12 protein-coding genes are annotated in these 16,328 nt (G+C 69.6%); 5 read left to right on the top strand and 7 right to left on the bottom strand.

Annotated features, from left to right (window positions below):
• Positions 1-361: 361 nt before the first annotated feature.
• Entirely contained in the window at positions 362-2,623 is a 2,262-nt protein-coding gene (locus H4W31_RS25170; RefSeq protein WP_192768909.1) for a penicillin acylase family protein, read from the top strand.
• 135 nt (positions 2,624-2,758) lie between these two features.
• Here the strand turns inward: H4W31_RS25170 and H4W31_RS25165 are convergent, their stop codons facing one another.
• The 5 genes from H4W31_RS25165 to H4W31_RS25145 all read right to left on the bottom strand — a co-directional run bounded on the left by H4W31_RS25165 (position 2,759) and on the right by H4W31_RS25145 (position 6,809).
• Complete coding sequence (locus H4W31_RS25165; RefSeq protein ID WP_192768908.1) at positions 2,759-4,102, bottom strand: FtsX-like permease family protein; 1,344 nt, start codon at positions 4,100-4,102, stop codon at positions 2,759-2,761.
• On the bottom strand, positions 4,102-4,818 hold the full coding sequence (locus H4W31_RS25160; protein ID WP_192768907.1) for an ABC transporter ATP-binding protein: 717 nt from the start codon (positions 4,816-4,818) through the stop codon (positions 4,102-4,104). The genes H4W31_RS25165 and H4W31_RS25160 overlap by 1 nt, the downstream gene beginning before the upstream one ends.
• The gene (locus tag H4W31_RS25155; protein WP_192768906.1) at positions 4,811-5,731 is read right to left on the bottom strand and encodes an efflux RND transporter periplasmic adaptor subunit; all 921 of its coding nucleotides are present in this window, start codon (positions 5,729-5,731) and stop codon (positions 4,811-4,813) included. Before H4W31_RS25155 ends, H4W31_RS25160 begins: the two co-directional genes overlap by 8 nt.
• An 8-nt stretch (positions 5,732-5,739) precedes the next feature.
• Positions 5,740-6,294, bottom strand: coding sequence for a hypothetical protein (locus H4W31_RS25150; protein ID WP_192768905.1), 555 nt, complete (start codon positions 6,292-6,294; stop codon positions 5,740-5,742).
• Between the two features lie 167 nt (positions 6,295-6,461).
• Positions 6,462-6,809, bottom strand: a complete 348-nt coding sequence (locus tag H4W31_RS25145) for a hypothetical protein (RefSeq protein WP_192768904.1) — start codon at positions 6,807-6,809, stop codon at positions 6,462-6,464.
• 417 nt (positions 6,810-7,226) lie between these two features.
• On the opposite strand from H4W31_RS25145, the gene H4W31_RS25140 reads away from it, so the two are divergent.
• Genes H4W31_RS25140 through H4W31_RS25125 form a run of 4 tightly spaced genes read left to right on the top strand, consistent with a single transcriptional unit; the run spans position 7,227 to position 10,797 of the window.
• Positions 7,227-8,135 carry an ABC transporter ATP-binding protein gene (locus tag H4W31_RS25140; RefSeq protein ID WP_192768903.1) on the top strand — a complete coding sequence of 303 codons (909 nt, stop codon included), beginning with the start codon at positions 7,227-7,229 and terminating at the stop codon, positions 8,133-8,135.
• Between the two features lie 10 nt (positions 8,136-8,145).
• Positions 8,146-8,886: an ABC transporter permease gene (locus tag H4W31_RS25135; protein WP_192768902.1), complete on the top strand. Its 741-nt coding sequence runs from the start codon at positions 8,146-8,148 to the stop codon at positions 8,884-8,886.
• Between the two features lie 4 nt (positions 8,887-8,890).
• Complete coding sequence (locus H4W31_RS25130; protein WP_192768901.1) at positions 8,891-10,171, top strand: sensor histidine kinase; 1,281 nt, start codon at positions 8,891-8,893, stop codon at positions 10,169-10,171.
• Positions 10,168-10,797 (top strand): response regulator, encoded by a 630-nt coding sequence (locus tag H4W31_RS25125; protein ID WP_192768900.1) that lies wholly within the window; start codon positions 10,168-10,170, stop codon positions 10,795-10,797. Before H4W31_RS25130 ends, H4W31_RS25125 begins: the two co-directional genes overlap by 4 nt.
• A gap of 73 nt (positions 10,798-10,870) precedes the next feature.
• Here the strand turns inward: H4W31_RS25125 and H4W31_RS25120 are convergent, their stop codons facing one another.
• Together H4W31_RS25120 and H4W31_RS25115 are read right to left on the bottom strand one after the other, a co-directional pair.
• Positions 10,871-14,944, bottom strand: a complete 4,074-nt coding sequence (locus tag H4W31_RS25120; RefSeq protein ID WP_192768899.1) for a ThuA domain-containing protein — start codon at positions 14,942-14,944, stop codon at positions 10,871-10,873.
• A 78-nt stretch (positions 14,945-15,022) separates the two neighbouring features.
• The gene (locus H4W31_RS25115; protein ID WP_225945667.1) at positions 15,023-16,273 is read right to left on the bottom strand and encodes a multicopper oxidase domain-containing protein; all 1,251 of its coding nucleotides are present in this window, start codon (positions 16,271-16,273) and stop codon (positions 15,023-15,025) included.
• Between the last annotated feature and the right edge of the window lie 55 nt (positions 16,274-16,328).

The raw sequence follows: 16,328 nt of genomic DNA, 5'->3' as shown, positions 1-16,328 counted from the left end.
GTCGCGAACGCTCTAACTTTTGTAGCACTCAGCAAAAGCGCGATATCCGCCACCGATGTCGGGCAGCGCGTCGACCCGCCGTACGGGTCCGGGGCCACGGTGTCGGCAGGCCGACAAGACGGCCAGATCACCACCGACGCCGTCCTAACCACACAAAGCGCTTCCGGTCACGGTCGAGATCCTCGCGGCCGAGGCGGTTCCGGACCGCGTCACCTTGACCTATGGTGGTGATGATCATGAAGCCCTGCCGCTCGCCGTGGCGCTCCTCCCCCTCGACGCGCCGGACTGCCCCGGCGCCGGGTACGGCCGCCCTCGACGCCCCGGCACGATCTCACGACCCCCGAGAAAGGTGGGCCCACCCATGGACCACACGCACGACGAAGGGCTGAGCCGGCGCCGCATTCTGGGCGGAGCCGTCGGACTGACCGCTGGAGCCGCGGCCGCCGTGGCGGGACTGCCGCCGGGCGTCGCCGCCGCCGCACCCGCGCACACCGCACCCGGGCACACCGCGCCCGACCTGGTCCGCTGGCGCAAGCAGGCGGCCCATGTGGTGATCACCCGCGATGACTGGGGCGTCGGGCACGTGATGGGCAAGACCGACGCCGACGCGGTGTTCGGGATGATGTACGCCCAGGCCGAGGACGACTTCAACCGGATCGAACGCAACTACCTGGTCAGCCTCGGCCGCCTCGCCGAGGCCGAGGGCGAGAGTGCGATCTGGCAGGACCTGCGGCAACGGTTGTTCGTCGATCCCGAGGTGCTGAAGCGGGACTACGCGAAGACCCCGACCTGGCTGCGCCGGCTGATGCAGGCCTGGGCGGACGGGCTGAACTACTACCTCGCGACGCATCCCGAGGTACGTCCGCGCGTGATCACGCGGTTCGAGCCGTGGATGCCGCTGAGCTTCTCCGAGGGCAGCATCGGCGGCGACATCGAGCGGGTGCCCCTCACCCAGCTCGAGGCCTTCTACGCCCAGCGCACGGTGCCGATGACCGACGAGGAGCAGGGGCTGCTGTTCCGCGAGCCGAAGGGCTCCAACGGGATGGCCATCGCGCCGAGCCACACCCGGGACGGACACGCGCTGCTGCTGATCAACCCGCACACCAGCTTCTTCTTCCGGGCCGAGCAGCACGTGACGAGCGGCGAGGGGCTCAACGCGTACGGGGCGGCCACCTGGGGACAGTTCTTCATCTACCAGGGCTTCAACGCCAACACGGGCTGGATGCACACCTCCAGCGGCGTCGACAACGTCGACGAGTTCGCCGAGACGATCGTGACCAGGCCGAACGGCAGCCGCGCGTACCGGTACGGCAAGGCGTTGCGGCCGGTGACGACGAAGGCGATCACGCTGTCCTACCGCACCACGGATGGCGGACGGGCACAGCGCACCTTCACCACCTACGCCACGCACCACGGCCCGATCGTGCGCGAGGCGGACGGCAAGTGGATCGCGTTCGCGTTGATGAACAAGCCCGTCGAGGCGTTGCAGCAGAGCTTCCTACGTACCAAGACGCGGGACTATGCGGACTTCATCCAGGTGGCCGACTTCAAGGCCAACAGCTCGAACAACACCCTCTTCGCGGACTCCAGGGGTGGGACCGCCTTCCTGATGCCGCAGTTCATGCCGATCCGGGACGATCGCTTCGACTATCGCAAGCCCGTCGACGGCAGCGATCCGGCGACCGACTGGCGCGGACTGCACAGTCTCCGGAGCCTGCCCCAGGCGGTGAATCCGAGAAACGGCTGGGCGTTCAACACGAACAACTGGCCCTGGACGGCGGCCGGCGCGGACAGCCCGAAGGCGGCCGACTATCCCCGCTACTTCGACCAGGCCGGCGAGAACCCACGCGGGCCGCAGGCGATCCGGGTGCTGACCGAGCGGCGGAAGTTCACCCCGCAGACCCTGATCGAGGCCGCCTTCGACCGCTACCTCACCGCGTTCGCCCGGCTGGTGCCCGGGCTGGTCGCGGCCTGGGACAAGCTGCCCGAGGGTGACCCCCGGCGTACGGCGCTCGCCGACCCGATCGGCCTGCTGCGCGGCTGGGACTATCAGTGGAGCGCGGAATCGACCGCGACGTCGCTGGCCGTGTTCTGGGGCGAGGCACTCTGGGCGCCCCTGTCCCAGGCGGCGAGGGACGCGGGCATGTCGATGTGGGACTACCTGGCCGAGCGCGCCACCGATCCGGAGCGGCTCACGGCGCTCGAGGCCGCCGCCGAGCGACTGACGCAGGACTTCGGCAGTTGGCAGGTGCCCTGGGGCGAGATCAACCGCTTCCAGCGCAACGACGGCGCGGTCGTCCAGACGTTCGACGACGCCAAACCGAGCATCCCGGTGCCCTTCACCTCCGCGCAATGGGGCTCCCTCGCCTCGTTCGGGGCCCGGCGCTACCCGGGCACGAAGCGCTACTACGGCACCAGCGGCAACAGCTTCGTGGCGGTGGTGGAGTTCGGGCCGAGGCTGCGTGCCTGGGCGGTCACGGCCGGGGGCGTGAGCGGGAATCCCGACTCGCCGCACTTCAACGACCAGGCCGAGCGCTACGCGAGCGGCAACCTCCGGCCCGTCTACTTCTATCCGGAGGACCTCCGGGGCCATGTCGAGCGGCGCTACATGCCGGGCCGTTGACGGGTCGGCAGGGAAGGGCCCATCGGCGACCCGCTTTCGGACACCGGGAGCGATGACCACGATGGCGTAGGACAGACCGTGGGCCGGGCCGGAGGGCCCGGCCCACCGTCTGCACACCTACCCGACGACGCCGGATCAACTGGTCCGCACCGAGCGGTAGGCCCGGACGGCGGGAGCCAACCCGGTGAGCAGTCCGATGAGCAGGGTGAGCGCGATCGTCTGCGCGTACAGCCCGATCGGCACGGCGAGCTGGGTCAGCCGTACCTGCGGGATCTGGTTGAAGCTGTTCGGATCGAGTCCGGTGGCGGCCAGCCCGAGCAGAACCGCCGCGGATCCCACCAGCGCCGAGGTGAACAGGTTCTCCAGCAGCGCGATCGCGGCTATCCCGGAACGCGAGGCACCCAGCGCGCGCAGCGTCGCGAACTGGGGCGCCCGCACCTCGACGAAAGCGGACGACACGATCGCCACCGCGAGCGCACCGAGCACCAGGACGACGAGGGCGAACCGTTGCCCGTCCCGGTCCTGCTGGCGGAGCACCGGTCCGAACTGGTCGAGCTGGTCGATCCGCTGCTCCCGCCCCGGCCGGGCACCGACGGTGGCGGCGGCGAGTTCGACCAGGCGGTAGGTGTCGCGGCACTCGCGCTCGACGCAGCGCCAGTACACCTGGACGGTCTGCGGGCCCAGTCCGCCCAGGGCCAGCACGTTCTGGCTCACCAGCGCGTCGACCGCCAGCGACTTGTTCGGTTCGGCGTACGAACCGAAGACCGGCACGTCGGGCAGCGTGGTGCGGTGCCCGACGGGTCCGGCGGCCTCCGCCGGCGGCGCGTTCGGCGCCGGGCCTCCGCCGTCCGGGCCACCGCCGTCCGTGGCTTCGGTCGCGCTCGGGGTCGGCAACCCACTTCCGGGTACGTCCGAGCCGGGCTCGCCGTCGCCGCCCGCCGAGTCCCCGCGCTCGGCGTCCAGCAGCACGGTGACCGCCATCGGGCCGGTGACGCCCAGCCGCTGCGCCGTGCCCTGCTCCACCAGCACGGCCGCGCTCAGCCGTCGATCGCTGGTGACCGTCCGCCACACGTCGTCGTCCGGGATGGCCGCCGTCAACCGCCGCCAGCCGGACGTGACCGCGCGGATGGTGACCGGCGTCGCGGCGTCCGCGGCGCTGTCGGGCGAGACCCGCAGGAATCCGGAGAGATCCACGGCGGTCGCCGGACGGAACCACGGATAGCTCTGCCCCATCAGCGCCAGCTCGTCGTTGAACGCCGCCAGCCGCTCGGGGGTGAGCGGATCCGCCAGCGACATCGTGTACGTCTCGGCGTACCCGAAGACGGCCGTCCCGTAGGTCTCGACAGCCGTCCGGGACGCGGTCGACGCCAGCGCGGTGAAGAGCTGCACCACCACGGAGATCAGCAGGATCGCACCGAAGATCGTGTTCCGTCGCCAGTTGGACCGGAACTCGCGCAGTGCGATCGGAAGTACCCGCATCAGCCGCCGCCCGGCACCGGCGTCGGGGTGGCGTCGACCTGGAGCGTACCGTCGGCGAGCCGGACCCGCCGATCGCAGCGCTCCGCCACCGCGTCGTCATGGGTGACGACGACGAGCGCGGTACGCAGTTCGGTCACCGCGTCGAGCAGCAACTCGATGACGTCGTCCGCGGTGTCCCCGTCGAGCGCACCGGTCGGTTCGTCCGCCAGCACCAGCGCCGGCCGCTTCACCAGCGCCCGGGCGATGGCCACCCGCTGCTGCTCACCGCCGGACAGGTGGGCCGGCCGGGAGTGCAGCCGATCGGACAGCCCCACCCGACCCAGCGCGGCCCGTGCCGCCCGGCTCCGCCGCTGCCGGGACATCCCGGCCAGGATGCCGGCGTACTCGACGTTCTGCAGGGCGGTGAGGTTGGGCAGCAGCCGGAAGTCCTGGAAGACGAAGCCGATCGAGTGTGCCCGCAGCGCGGAACAGCGCCGGTCGCCGGCCGACCGTACGTCGACACCGAGCAGCCGGTGCTCGCCCGCGTCGAACGGAAGGAACAGCCCCAGCGACCGCAGCAGAGTGGTCTTGCCGGATCCGGAGCGGCCACGCACGGCGAGCGATTCACCCCTACCCACGGTGAGGTCGACGTCGCTGAGCAGGAGGAGTTCCGCACCGTTCGGCTGCCGGAAGCTCTTGCGGGCACCGCGCAGGATGATGACAGCCTCGTCAGGCACCGAAATCCGACTCCAGCGGATAGCGCAGGACCTCGACCGAGGACTCGATGCCCGACACCTCCACGTAGGCGTCGTCGGCTTCCCCGAGGGTCACCTCGACCCGCCTCGTCTTCCCGACCTCGTCGATGGTGACCACCTCGCCCTGCCCGGACCTGCCCCGTACCGCGGACAACGGCAGCGTGAGCACGTCATCCTTGACGCTGGTGACGAAGACGACCACGGCCCGCAGCCCAGGGAAGAGCGGCACGTCGCCCGGTGCCGAGACGTAGACGCTGACCTGGCCGCTGTCCCGGTCGTAGACCCGCTTCTCGTACCGCACGGTGAGCCCGGACGGCCCGCCGAGGATCTCCGCCTTGCCGGACTCGGGTGGTTCGGTGAAGTGGAACAGCACCGCCGGATCCTCGACCGAGAGCCGGATGTGATGTCCCGGAGGCTGGATCGCGGCCACCGCGGCCCCGACCGCCACGTCCTGTTCCCGCAGGCCCGAGATCACTCCTGCGGCCGGCGACCGCACGTTTCTACGCCGGCCCTCGCACTCGGGTTCGGCGGTCGGTTCCGGCGACGGACCGCCGGTCGGGCCGGGCCCGGTGCTCGCGGGGTCCGGGCAGGGGTCCACGGTCCCGATCACCGCTTCTCTGCGGACCGACTGCCCATTGCGGACCCGCGACGAGGGTAGGAACCGGCCGGCGACCGGCGACTTGGCCTCCACCGGCTCGTAGGTCTCCACCACGCCCGTCAGCCGTACGGTCTGGTAGATGTCCCGGGCCTCCACCCGGGCCGTGGCCGGCCGGGGCATCGGGCTGACCCGGACGTCCGGGGCGGTGGCCGTCGGCTTCGAGCTGCCGGGAAGGCACCCGATCAGGAGCACGACCGTGCCGGCCAGGACCCCGGCGGTCGTCAGCCGATGGCGCACCGATCCAGTCAATCCCCGAAGCCCTTCTCACACCCGTTCGCCGTCACGAACTGACGTGCCGTGCCGAGTTCACCGAGCTTGGCGTCGGAGACGATCCGGCCGACGAAGCTGGCGGCGGGCCCCTCACCGAGCTTGGTCAACTGTGCCACGTCCTTGTCGATCGACCGTCCGGCCTTCGTGTCGTCGATGAGCTGGAGGATCCAGGCGCAGGTGTTCCAGATCGTCACCATGTCGGTGGCGTCGGATTGCGAATACGACGTGTCCGCCGCGCCGGACGCCATGAAGCCCCAGAGATCGTCGGGAGTCATCGTGTACGCCGATGGCCAGGAGACCCCGGCATGGGCCTGGGTGAGGACCGGCAGGAACTTCTCCCGGGTGGTCGCCGGGCCCGCCCCCTCCGGCCGCTCGCCCTCCTTGTTCTGCGCGTCGGCGGAGCTGCCCGTCGCCGGCTCGTCACGACCCGGGACGGAGCCGTCGCCGGATTCCGACGGATTCTGGGAACAGCCGGCAAGGGCCACCAGGACAAAGATCAGAACGGCAGCCAGCCGTGGTCGAGAGATCATTCCTATCCTTCCGAGTGCCCGTCGCGCCCGGCCTGCGACGGGATCCTATATCTGATGTCGGTTCCGGTGGGGGACGGCAACCTGGCAAGGACCTCGTCGAGTCGAGAGATCCTTGCCAGGCCCGCCGCTCTAGGAACCGGGGCGACGTCCACCCCGGACCCTAGGGATTAGGCGAAGTTGTAATTCCAGTACGTGTAACCGTTGAACGCACCGGTCGAGGTGTAGCCCCGGAACTGGATGCGCAGGCAGGTGCCGGCAAGGAAGTTCGTTCCCAGCACGCGGTAGCCGCCGGATGGCGTGATGTTGTACATGATGCTACCGATGACACTCGAATCCGAGCACTTCTGCCACCGCATGTCGGTCGCGATACCCGAAGTGACATCGAATGCGAAGTCGTCACCACCGTGGTTCTGGTAGTAGGTGGTGCTGCCGATCGTGAAGTTCCAGATGCTGTTCGCCGTTCCCCCGGTGTAGAAGGAGTCGGCGGATGCCGGTGCGCCCGTCACCGTCAGCATCGCCAGAACTGCCCCAATGGCGGCGAGAGTCGTACCGATTGTTCGTCTTAACATGTAATCCCCGCTTCCCGTTCAACCAACATGGCCCCGTTCGAACGGTTATTACTCCCCGGTTGCGCCGACGCTAACATTCACAGCAGTTAATCAGCAAGGGAAATGTGGACGATGGAGTCGCCAGTCCGTGATCCGACAGCTATCAATAGCCGGAAGAATGGCCGGCGATTCCGGTGCGGCGCCCCGGCCACAGCGGATGGACGGCCCGGCGCGTGGTGTGGGTACGAGAGGGGCTCCGACGTGCGGCCACCCTGTTGATCCGACATCCACCAACCGGTGGATGGAGGCCACCCACCAGGGTCCGGAGAAGTCCCGGCCACGCGGTCGATTCGGCGCATCTGGTGTCGACGGCAGGCTTTCGTCATGGCAATCATCGAGGTAGACGGCCTCGTCAAGCGCTACGGCGAGCACACCGTGGTGGACGGGATCAGCTTCGCCGTCGAGCAGGGCGAGATCTTCGGCATCCTGGGTCCCAACGGGGCCGGCAAGACCACGACGGTCGAGTGCGTCGAGGGGTTGCGTACCCCGGACGGCGGCGCCATCCGGGTCTGCGGGATCGACCCGCAACGCGACACCGGTGAGCTGCGGCAACTGCTCGGCGCACAACTCCAGGAGAGCGAGCTGCCCGACAAGCTCACGGTCGGCGAGGCGATGGCGCTGTACAGCTCCTTCTACCGCGAGCCGGCCGACTGGCGGGATCTGGTCGACACGCTGCGGCTCACCGGCAAGCTCGACACGCAGTTCCGGCGGTTGTCCGGCGGGCAGAAACAGCGGCTGTCGATCGCGCTCGCGCTGGTCGGCAACCCGACGGTGGCGGTGCTCGACGAACTCACCACCGGCCTGGACCCGCAGGCGCGACGCGACACCTGGGACCTGATCGAGGACATCCGCGACCGGGGCGTGACGATCCTGCTGGTCACGCACTTCATGGAGGAGGCGGAACGGCTCTGTGACCGGCTCGCCGTGATCGACTCGGGGCGGCTCGTCGCGCTCGACTCCCCGGCCGGGCTGGTCGCGAAGGTCGACGACCGGCAGCGGGTCCGGTTCCGGCCGTCGGTGCCGCTGGACCACGCCGTACTGACCGTGCTGCCCGAGGTGACGTCGGTCGAGCGGGCCGGCGGCCAGCTCGTGGTGACCGGTACCGGAAACCTGCTGCTCGCGGTGACCACCGTGCTCGCCCGCAACCAGGTCGTCGCCGCCGACCTGCGGATCGAGCAGACCTCGCTGGAGGACGCCTTCGTCGCGCTCACCGGCCGATCCTTCGAAGCCTGAGGAGAACATCGTGTCCGCCCTGTCCCGGCTCACCGTCACCGAAACCAGACTCTTCTTCCGCGAGCCGATGATCGTGTTCTTCGCGCTGGCGTTTCCCGCACTCCTGCTCGTCATCCTCGGGGCGATCCCGGCGTTTCGGGAACCCGACGAGTCCATCGGCGGCCTGCGGACGATCGACCTGTACGTGCCGATCATCGTCGCGATGGGCCTGGCCATGTTCGCCCTCAACAGCCTCTCCCAGCTCCTCGCCAGCTACCGGGAGCGGGGCGTGCTGCGCCGGATGCGGACCACCCCGGTGAAGCCGGAGCTGATGCTCGGTGCGCAGCTGCTGATGTCCACGATCCTGTCCGTGGCGACGATGACGGTCGTACTCGCCATCGGCCGGCTGGTGTTCGACGTGAGCCTGCCCCGGCAGCTACCGGCGTACCTGCTGGGCTACGTGTTGGCGGCGCTGGCGATGTTCGCGATCGGTCTGCTCGTCGCCGCGCTCGCGCCGACCGGCAAGAGCGCCGGAGCGATCGGAACCGTGCTCTTCTTCCCGATCGTCTTCTTCGCCGGCCTCTGGGTACCGCGCGACGGCATGAACGACCTGCTGCGGACGATCAGTGACTTCACCCCGCTGGGCGCCGCCGTGCAGGCGATGCAGGACGCCACGGCCGGGCACTGGCCGCAGCCGCTGCACCTGGCTGTCATGCTGGGATGGACGATCGTGGCCGGTGGACTGGCCGCGCGGTACTTCCGCTGGGAGTGAGGTCATGAGCATCGAGGCGGAGCTGCGCGAGGAGTTCGACCGCTGGGAGCGCAAGGAGATCGCGCTTTTCAAGGTCCTGCCGTACCTCCTCCTGGCGGCCAGTACCCTCCTCACGCTGCTCCAGCCGACCTGGGACATGCCGGTGCACGTCCCGACCGTGCTCGGGCTGGCGCCCGCGGCCACGCTCTGGCTGCTCTGGTTCCACACCCTCCATCCGCAGTGGCACCAGAACCGCCCGCTGATGGGGCTGTACTACACGGGCCTGATGGTGCTGGCCGCCGGGCTGGTCGCGGTCGCACCGATCTACGCGCTCTTCACCTTCGTCGGCTACCCCCAGGCGATCGTGTATTTGCAGGGCCGCTGGCGCTATGCCGGCGTCACCGCCACGGCGACGATCTCGGCGGTGGGGTACCTGGGTGGGGCCGCCGAGATCATCGCGGGAGCGTGGGGAGAGTGGATCGCGGTCAGCCTGGTCAGCATCCTGCTGGCCGGGGCGTTCTTCCACTTCGCCGAGCTGGCCGACCAGCGCAACCACAAGCAGAAGCGGGCGCTGGTCGAGTTGCACGAGGCCAACGTCAAGCTGGAGGCGGCGCTGGCGGAGAACGCCGGCCTGCACGCGCAACTGCTGGTCCAGGCCCGCGAGGCCGGGGTGCTCGACGAGCGGCAGCGGATGGCACGGGAGATCCACGACACCCTCGCCCAGGGCCTCGCCGGAATCCTCACCCAGCTACAGGCGGCCGAGCAGACCCTGGGCGATCCGTCGACGTCACGCCGGCACGTGACGAACGCGATGAACCTGGCCCGGGAGAGCCTCACCGAGGCCCGCCGGACGGTCCACGCGGTGGAGCCGTCCATGCTCGCCGAGGCCCGGCTGCCGGACGCGATCAACGAGGTGGCCCGGCGCTGGGCCGAGGTGCACCAGATCGACATGGTGCTGACCACCACCGGCGACGCCCGGCCGATGCACACCGACGTCGAGGTGGCGCTGCTGCGGACCGCGCAGGAGGCACTCGCCAACGTGGCCAAACACGCCCGGGCCAGCCGGGTCGGCCTGACCCTGTCATACATGGAGGACCTGGTGACTCTCGACGTACGGGACGACGGGATCGGCTTCGAGCCGGGTGCCAAGCGCACCAACGGGTCCGCGAACGGCGGGTTCGGGCTCGCCGGCATGCGGCAGCGGGCGCAGCGCCTCGCGGGCCGGTTGGAAATCGAGTCCGAGCCCGGTGGCGGAACGGCGATCTCGGCGATCGTGCCGGCAATCCCCGCAGGAGGTACGGATTGATCTCAGTACTGATCGTCGACGACCACCCGGTGGTCCGGGACGGGTTGCGGGGCATGTTCAGCGCCGATCCGCGCTTCGACGTGCTCGGCGAGGCCGGCGACGGCGCCGAGGCCATCGCTGCCGGAGAAAGGCTCCAACCCGACGTGATCCTGATGGACCTGCGGATGCCGAGGACCGACGGGGTCACCGCGATCAAGGAACTGGCCAGACGCGGTGTGCCGGCCCGGATCCTGGTGCTCACCACGTACGACACCGACAGCGACGTCCTGCCCGCCATCGAGGCCGGCGCCACCGGCTACCTGCTCAAGGACGCGCCGAGGGACGAACTGTTCCGCGCGGTCGAGGCGGCCGCCCGGGGACAGGCGGTACTCTCCCCCGCCGTCGCCACCCGGCTCATGGGCCAGATACGACAGCCGGCCTCGGAACCGCTGTCACAGCGTGAACTGGAGGTACTGGCGCTGATCGCCCGGGGCTCGACCAACCGCGAGGCGGCGAAACAGCTGTTCATCAGCGAGGCGACGGTCAAGACCCACCTGCTGCACGTGTACGCCAAGCTCGGCGTCAACGACCGGGCGGCAGCCGTGGCCACCGCGTTCTCCCGTGGCTACCTCTCGGCACAGCACTGACGGCTGCGGAAGGTCGCGCCAGACGGTGCAGGTGCCGGATACGGGAGTCGCTCCCGTATCCGGCACCCCTCGCTCAGAGCTGGCGCACCCTGATGTTGCGGAACTCGATCAGGTCGTTGGTGCCGTGGTTCTGCAACCCGACGAAACCGCTCAGGAACTGCCGCAGATCGGTGGACGGGTCGCCCTGGCGGGACGACTGCTTGCCCGGTGTGTTGTCGAACTCGCTGATCACCACACCGTTACGGATCATCGTGTAGTGCTGGCCGACCACGCGGACCTCGTAGTCGTTCCACTGGTTCTTCGGCGTCGCCCCGGCCTTGTCCAGGGTGTTCGGCGCGAAGTTGTAGACCGAGCCGGTCTTCTGCGGCTCACCTGTCTCGCCGTCGTAGATCTGGATCTCGTGACCGCAGTAGATCGCGACCCAGGCCTGGGAACTACGGGCCGACCCCAGCGTGCCGCAACTGCCCGCCGGACGCTGGTTCAGCGGGGTCCTCGGATCCGGGAACCGGACGAAGATTCCGCTGTTGGCCCGGACGTTCTCCGGCGAGATGTCGCGGAACTGCACCTTGATCGAGTAGTCGGCGAGCTGCTGGTCCGCGTACCACAGCATGCCGAGGCCACCGGCGCTGCGGATGGAGCCGTCGGGCCGAAGTGAGAACGACCCGCTGGGTGCCTGGCGCCAGCCGGCGAGCGACTTCGCCGAACCGTCGAAGATCGGCTGGTAGCCGTTGGTGGCGCCGATCGGAGACTGCTTCCCGGCCCGACGCAGCGTCGTCGCCTCGCGGTTGTCGATGACGTGCGCCGCGCTCAGCTCGGCGAGCACCCCGTCGAGGTGGGTGACGAACGAGGCCCTGTTCGGCCAGGTCGTCTCGTCGTCGATCAGGTCGTTGATCGTGCAGCCGCCACCGGCCTGCCGGTTGGCCACCCCGGTGTCGCTGTCCAGCATCCAGACCGTCGGCCGCGCGTCGGCGGCACCACAGCCGGCGTTGACGTCGACCTTCCCGGTGACCACCTCACCACCTGCGTACGTCACCTTCAGCGTCGCGGCGAAGGTGCCGTACCGCTTGTAGGTGTGCGTCGGGTGGGCCGCGGTCGACACCTTGCTGCCGTCGCCGAAGTCCCACTCCCAGGCCACACCGCCGACCTTGGCCGCGGAGAACCCGATGGTCCGGGGCTGGCTCGGCGTGACCGACTGCGCCGTCGCCAGACCCGGGTTCGGAGTGGCCTGGCCACCCTGGTACGTGATCCGGACCAGCTTCTGGTTCGCATGGAGGCTGAAGAAGCCGCTGGCGTAGTCGAGCATGTAGAGCGCGCCGTCCGGCCCGAACTTCGCGTCCATCCAGGACTGGAGCTGGCTCGCACCGTTGCCGCCCTGAATGATGCTGCGCAGGTCCTCGGCGAAGGCGGGCGCCCCGGCCTCCCGGGCCGTACCCGGGTCGACGGTGACGGCGATCCGGTTGTTGGCGTTGGACTGGTCGCCGATGAACCACTTGTTGTCCCAGTACGCCGGCCAGGCCACGCCGCTGTTCACGTCGACCTTCGAGCGCTGGTACGTCGGGCCGTCCATGATGGCCTGGCCGCCGCCGCTCACGTACGGCTGGGTGAAGGTGGCGTCCTCGGCCTTGTAGGTCGGCAGGCCACTGCCGTCGGCACGCTTCGGGAAGATCGGCCCGCCACCCTGCGGCGAGTACCAGATCATGTTGTCCCGCACCGGCGGGAGGTTGACCAGACCGGTGTTGCGCGGCGACTCGTTCTTCGGGTTGTCGCAGTCGTACCAGCCGGTCAGCACGGTGGCGTCGGTGCTGCTGCGGTCCCGGTACGGCTGCCGGTTACCCATGCAGTACGGCCAGCCGTGGTTGCCCGCCGAGGTGATGACCGTGGCGGTCTCGTACTTCGCCGGACCGAGTTCCGGGCTCGGGGCGCCGGCGTCCGGGCCGACCCAGGCTGCGGTGAGCCAGTCGTTGACCGGGTCCCAGGCGATCCGGGCGATGTTCCGGACGCCCATCACGTAGATCTCCGGCCGGGTCTTGCCGCCGCCCTGCTCCTGGCCGGTGAAGAGGTTGTCGCCGGGAACCGTGTACGTACCGTCCGGCTCGGGGTGGATGCGGAGGATCTTGCCGTTCAGGTCGTTGGTGTTGCCGGAGGTACGACGGGCGTCCTGGAACGAGATGCCCGCGTACTCCTGGGTCCAGTTGTTCCCGGAGTAGCCGTTCGACCCGCCGGAGGAGTTGCTGTCACCGCTGCCGATGTAGAGGTTGCCGGACTCGTCGAAGGTCATTCCGCCGCCGGCGTGGCAGCAGCTGTGGATCTGGGTGTCCCAGTGCAGCAGGTCCTTGCGGGTGCCCTGGTCGATCGACTGCTGCCCGTGGTCGTAGGTGAACCGGGAGACCGTACGCTGGCCGACCCGCCGCTCCCGGTCGATCGACTCGTGCGGCATCCAGTAGACGTAGAACCAGCCGTTCTCCGCGAACTTCGGGTCGAGTGTGATCCCGACCAGGCCCTCCTCGTTCTTCACCAGCTCGCTGCCGCTGCCCCGGTTGCCCATGACCTTGAGCGTGGTCAGCAGTTTGACCTGCTTGTTCTTCGGGTCCCACTGGTGGATCGTGCCGCAGCCCAGACCCACGTTCGGGTTGGCCCAGTCGGCGACCGGCCCGGTCGGGCAGGCGGCCTTGCCGATGTAGAAGACCTTGCCGTCCGGCGCGATGGTCAGGCCGTGCGGTTCACCGATCTGGTCGAGCTGACCGGACTGGTTGGTGGCGGTCAACCGCTCGATCTTGTAGTTGGCCGCGATGGTCGCCTGGCAGTCGCCGCGGACCATGCCCGTCGTCCACTGGAGGGCGCCGAGCAGGTGGCCCCGGAACTGGGTGTCGGTGGTGTAGCTGGCCTCGGTGCGTCCCATGCCGGTGTAGAACGACCGACCGCCGTCGTAGTCCCGGCACCAGGAGATCGGGTGGAACGCGCCGTTGCCACCCAGCCCCGCCTGGTAGGTGTTCTCCTTGACCTGGGCGATCGTGTGCACCCGGCCGACCGGGCTCGGGTCCCAGTTCATCCACTGGTCGGACCGGGTCCAGTTCAGCGGCAGGCCCTTGTTCGCCGGGTGCTGCCGGTCGACCACGGCGACCACGGCCTCCTGCACCTTGCTCTCCGGTGCGGGTCCGGCGTCCGGGCCGATCAGCCACAGCTCGGCGAGCTGGATCAGCGGCTCACCACTGTTCGCGGTGATGTTCAGCCGGTAGTGCTGGTACGCCTGGGTGTTGGTGAACGTGTACTGCTTCGTCTGGAACGGCTGGGAGAACGTCTCCCCGGTCCGGCGGTCCAGGTCCGTCCAGGTGGTGCCGTCGGCCGACCCCTGCAGGGTCCAGTCCCTCGGGTCGCGGCCCCGGAAGTCGTTCGCCGACGTCAGCGCGTACTGCGCGATGGCCTTCGGCTCGGCGAGCTTGGCAACCACCCAGCCGGTCGGCGTACGGGTCAGCCACTTGGTTCCGGTCGCCCCGTCGATCAGGTTCTCGACGACCTCGTTCGGCGGGTTGCCGCCGCTGGCCGTGACGCTCGCGATCTTCTCCGCGTTCGGCAGGGTCGCCGCCGGACGGGTGCCGATCAGACCGGTGAACCACTCGGAGCCGGGCTGCGCGCGGGCGGCGTCGTGGATTCCGACGAAGCCGCCGCCACCCTTGACGTACGCCTGGAACGCCGCCTCCTGGGTGTCGTTCAGCGTCACCCCGTTGGCCGACAGGAACACCACGCTGCGGTAGCGGTCCAGGTTGTCAGGAGTGAAGACCGACGGGTCGTCGGAGTCGTGGACGGTGAAGCCGTTCTCGTTGCCCAGCTTGCGGATGCTGCTGACGGCCTTGGCGACCGGGTCGTCCTGGGACGCGGCCGGGCCGTGGAAGACCAGGACGTTCACGGCCCGACCGGTCCAGGCCGGTGCGACCGCGCCGACGCTCTGGTCCGGGGCGGCGGCGACCGGCGCGCTCAACAGACCGAGCGTGAGTACGGCGCCCGAGGCCAGCGCGACCGCACGGCGGAACGGTCCGGCGACGCGACGCCGGGGTACGGGGCCGAGCGCGGGGGACGGTAGGTCGACGGGGCCGGGACGTTGCCGCCCGACCGATCGGGACAGCTGGAAAAAATGGCGTCGGTGAGCCATTTCTCCTCCTCAGAGGGGGTACGAAGAGTCCTTCGGGCGATGGCAGAGGTGTCGGGGTCGAGGTGTGGGTGCTCCGGATCAGCGGTGGTTCGGGTGCGCTGCGCCCTGTGCCGGTGCCTTCTGCGCCGGCGCGTTCTGGGCCGGTGCGGACGGGGTGTGGCTACCGGCGTGCGGCATCATCTGCCCGTTCTCGTCGAGGACGTGCAACGTCGTCGACATGCCCAGGTCGGAGTGGAACTGCATGTGGCAGTGCAGCATCCAGTGCCCCGGCCCCACCGAGTCGCCCGCGACGAACTGCACGCCGAAGGTGTCACCCGGGCCGAGAGTCTTGTTGTCGATGACCGGAATCGAGTCGATCAGCGCCTTGTTGGCGCCCTCCACCATGCCGGTCCGGGTGTCCGCCCAGGAGTGCCCGTGCACGTGGAACGTGTGCATGTCGTCGCCGATGCCGATCACGATGAACTCGACCCGCTCGCCGACCTTGGCGACCAGGCAGGTCGGGCCGGGCTGCGGATTCACCGGATCACAGGTGTCCGCCTCCGCGCTGCGCCGCAGGTTGATGGTCTGCCGGTCGCCGAAGGCCGTCACGTAGGTCCGGTCGGGCCGGGTATCTCCCTGCCGGCGTACCACGAGACCGCCGAACAGCCCGGAGCGGAGCCCCTGGGTGCCGTGCGGCCCGCCGACGACGTGGTCGTGGTACCACCAGTAGCCGGCCGTACCCGGCGACGTCGCCGTACGCGGCTTGGCGAACCAGACGTACGTCCGCGACCCGCCCGGCGGCACGAAGGAGTTGCTGTGCACGGTGCCGTCGGACATCTGGGTGTACTTGACGCCGTGCACGTGCAGCGAGACGCCGATCGGATGCGCGGCATCGGTGCGCAGCTGCTCCAGGGTCGCGGCCGGCACCTGGTTGTGCAGGGTGATCGCCAGGCACTCCCCCTCGATCATCTCCATCGTCGGCCCCGGATAGGAGGCCGTCTGCGGGGTGAGGCCGTAGCCGAGGCGTACCTGGTTGGTCACCGGGTCCTTGGGTAGCTCGACCGCGTACAGCTGCAACCGGCGGTCCGGCGTCACACAGCCCTCCGGCCGCTCCGCCGAGCGGGCCGCCGGAGCGGCCTCGACCGCCCGCTCGGCCGGCCGGGCGGTGGTGCCGCCGGCCAGGGCCAGCCCGCCCGCGCCGACGAGCGTCACCAACATAACGGCCGCCACCAGGACGGCCCGGCCGGCGCCGGTGCCGAGCAGCCGGCCCGGCGACGCCGGGCGGGGATCCGACCCGCCGGCGGGCGGCGGGAGCACGACCCCGCCGATGTCGTTCGTTTCCTTGTCCAACGTTCTATCCAATCGCTCGGCTAGCACCGATGGCGCTGGTGGGCGGGATCAGACG

The organism is Plantactinospora soyae (genome assembly GCF_014874095.1).
In the GTDB taxonomy this organism is placed as follows: domain Bacteria; phylum Actinomycetota; class Actinomycetes; order Mycobacteriales; family Micromonosporaceae; genus Plantactinospora; species Plantactinospora soyae.
Note: the sequence above shows the minus strand (reverse complement) of the source record. Positions and strands in the feature narration are given on the sequence as shown.

What these genes read in the sequence shown, in the direction of transcription:
- H4W31_RS25170 (WP_192768909.1), top strand. Translation starts at nt 362, where the DNA reads ATGGACCACACGCACGACGAAGGGCTGAGCCGGCGCCGCATTCTGGGC.
- H4W31_RS25165 (WP_192768908.1), bottom strand. Translation starts at nt 4,102, where the DNA reads ATGCGGGTACTTCCGATCGCACTGCGCGAGTTCCGGTCCAACTGGCGA.
- H4W31_RS25150 (WP_192768905.1), bottom strand. Translation starts at nt 6,294, where the DNA reads ATGATCTCTCGACCACGGCTGGCTGCCGTTCTGATCTTTGTCCTGGTG.
- H4W31_RS25145 (WP_192768904.1), bottom strand. Translation starts at nt 6,809, where the DNA reads ATGCTGACGGTGACGGGCGCACCGGCATCCGCCGACTCCTTCTACACC.
- H4W31_RS25140 (WP_192768903.1), top strand. Translation starts at nt 7,227, where the DNA reads ATGGCAATCATCGAGGTAGACGGCCTCGTCAAGCGCTACGGCGAGCAC.
- H4W31_RS25130 (WP_192768901.1), top strand. Translation starts at nt 8,891, where the DNA reads ATGAGCATCGAGGCGGAGCTGCGCGAGGAGTTCGACCGCTGGGAGCGC.
- H4W31_RS25120 (WP_192768899.1), bottom strand. Translation starts at nt 14,944, where the DNA reads ATGGCTCACCGACGCCATTTTTTCCAGCTGTCCCGATCGGTCGGGCGG.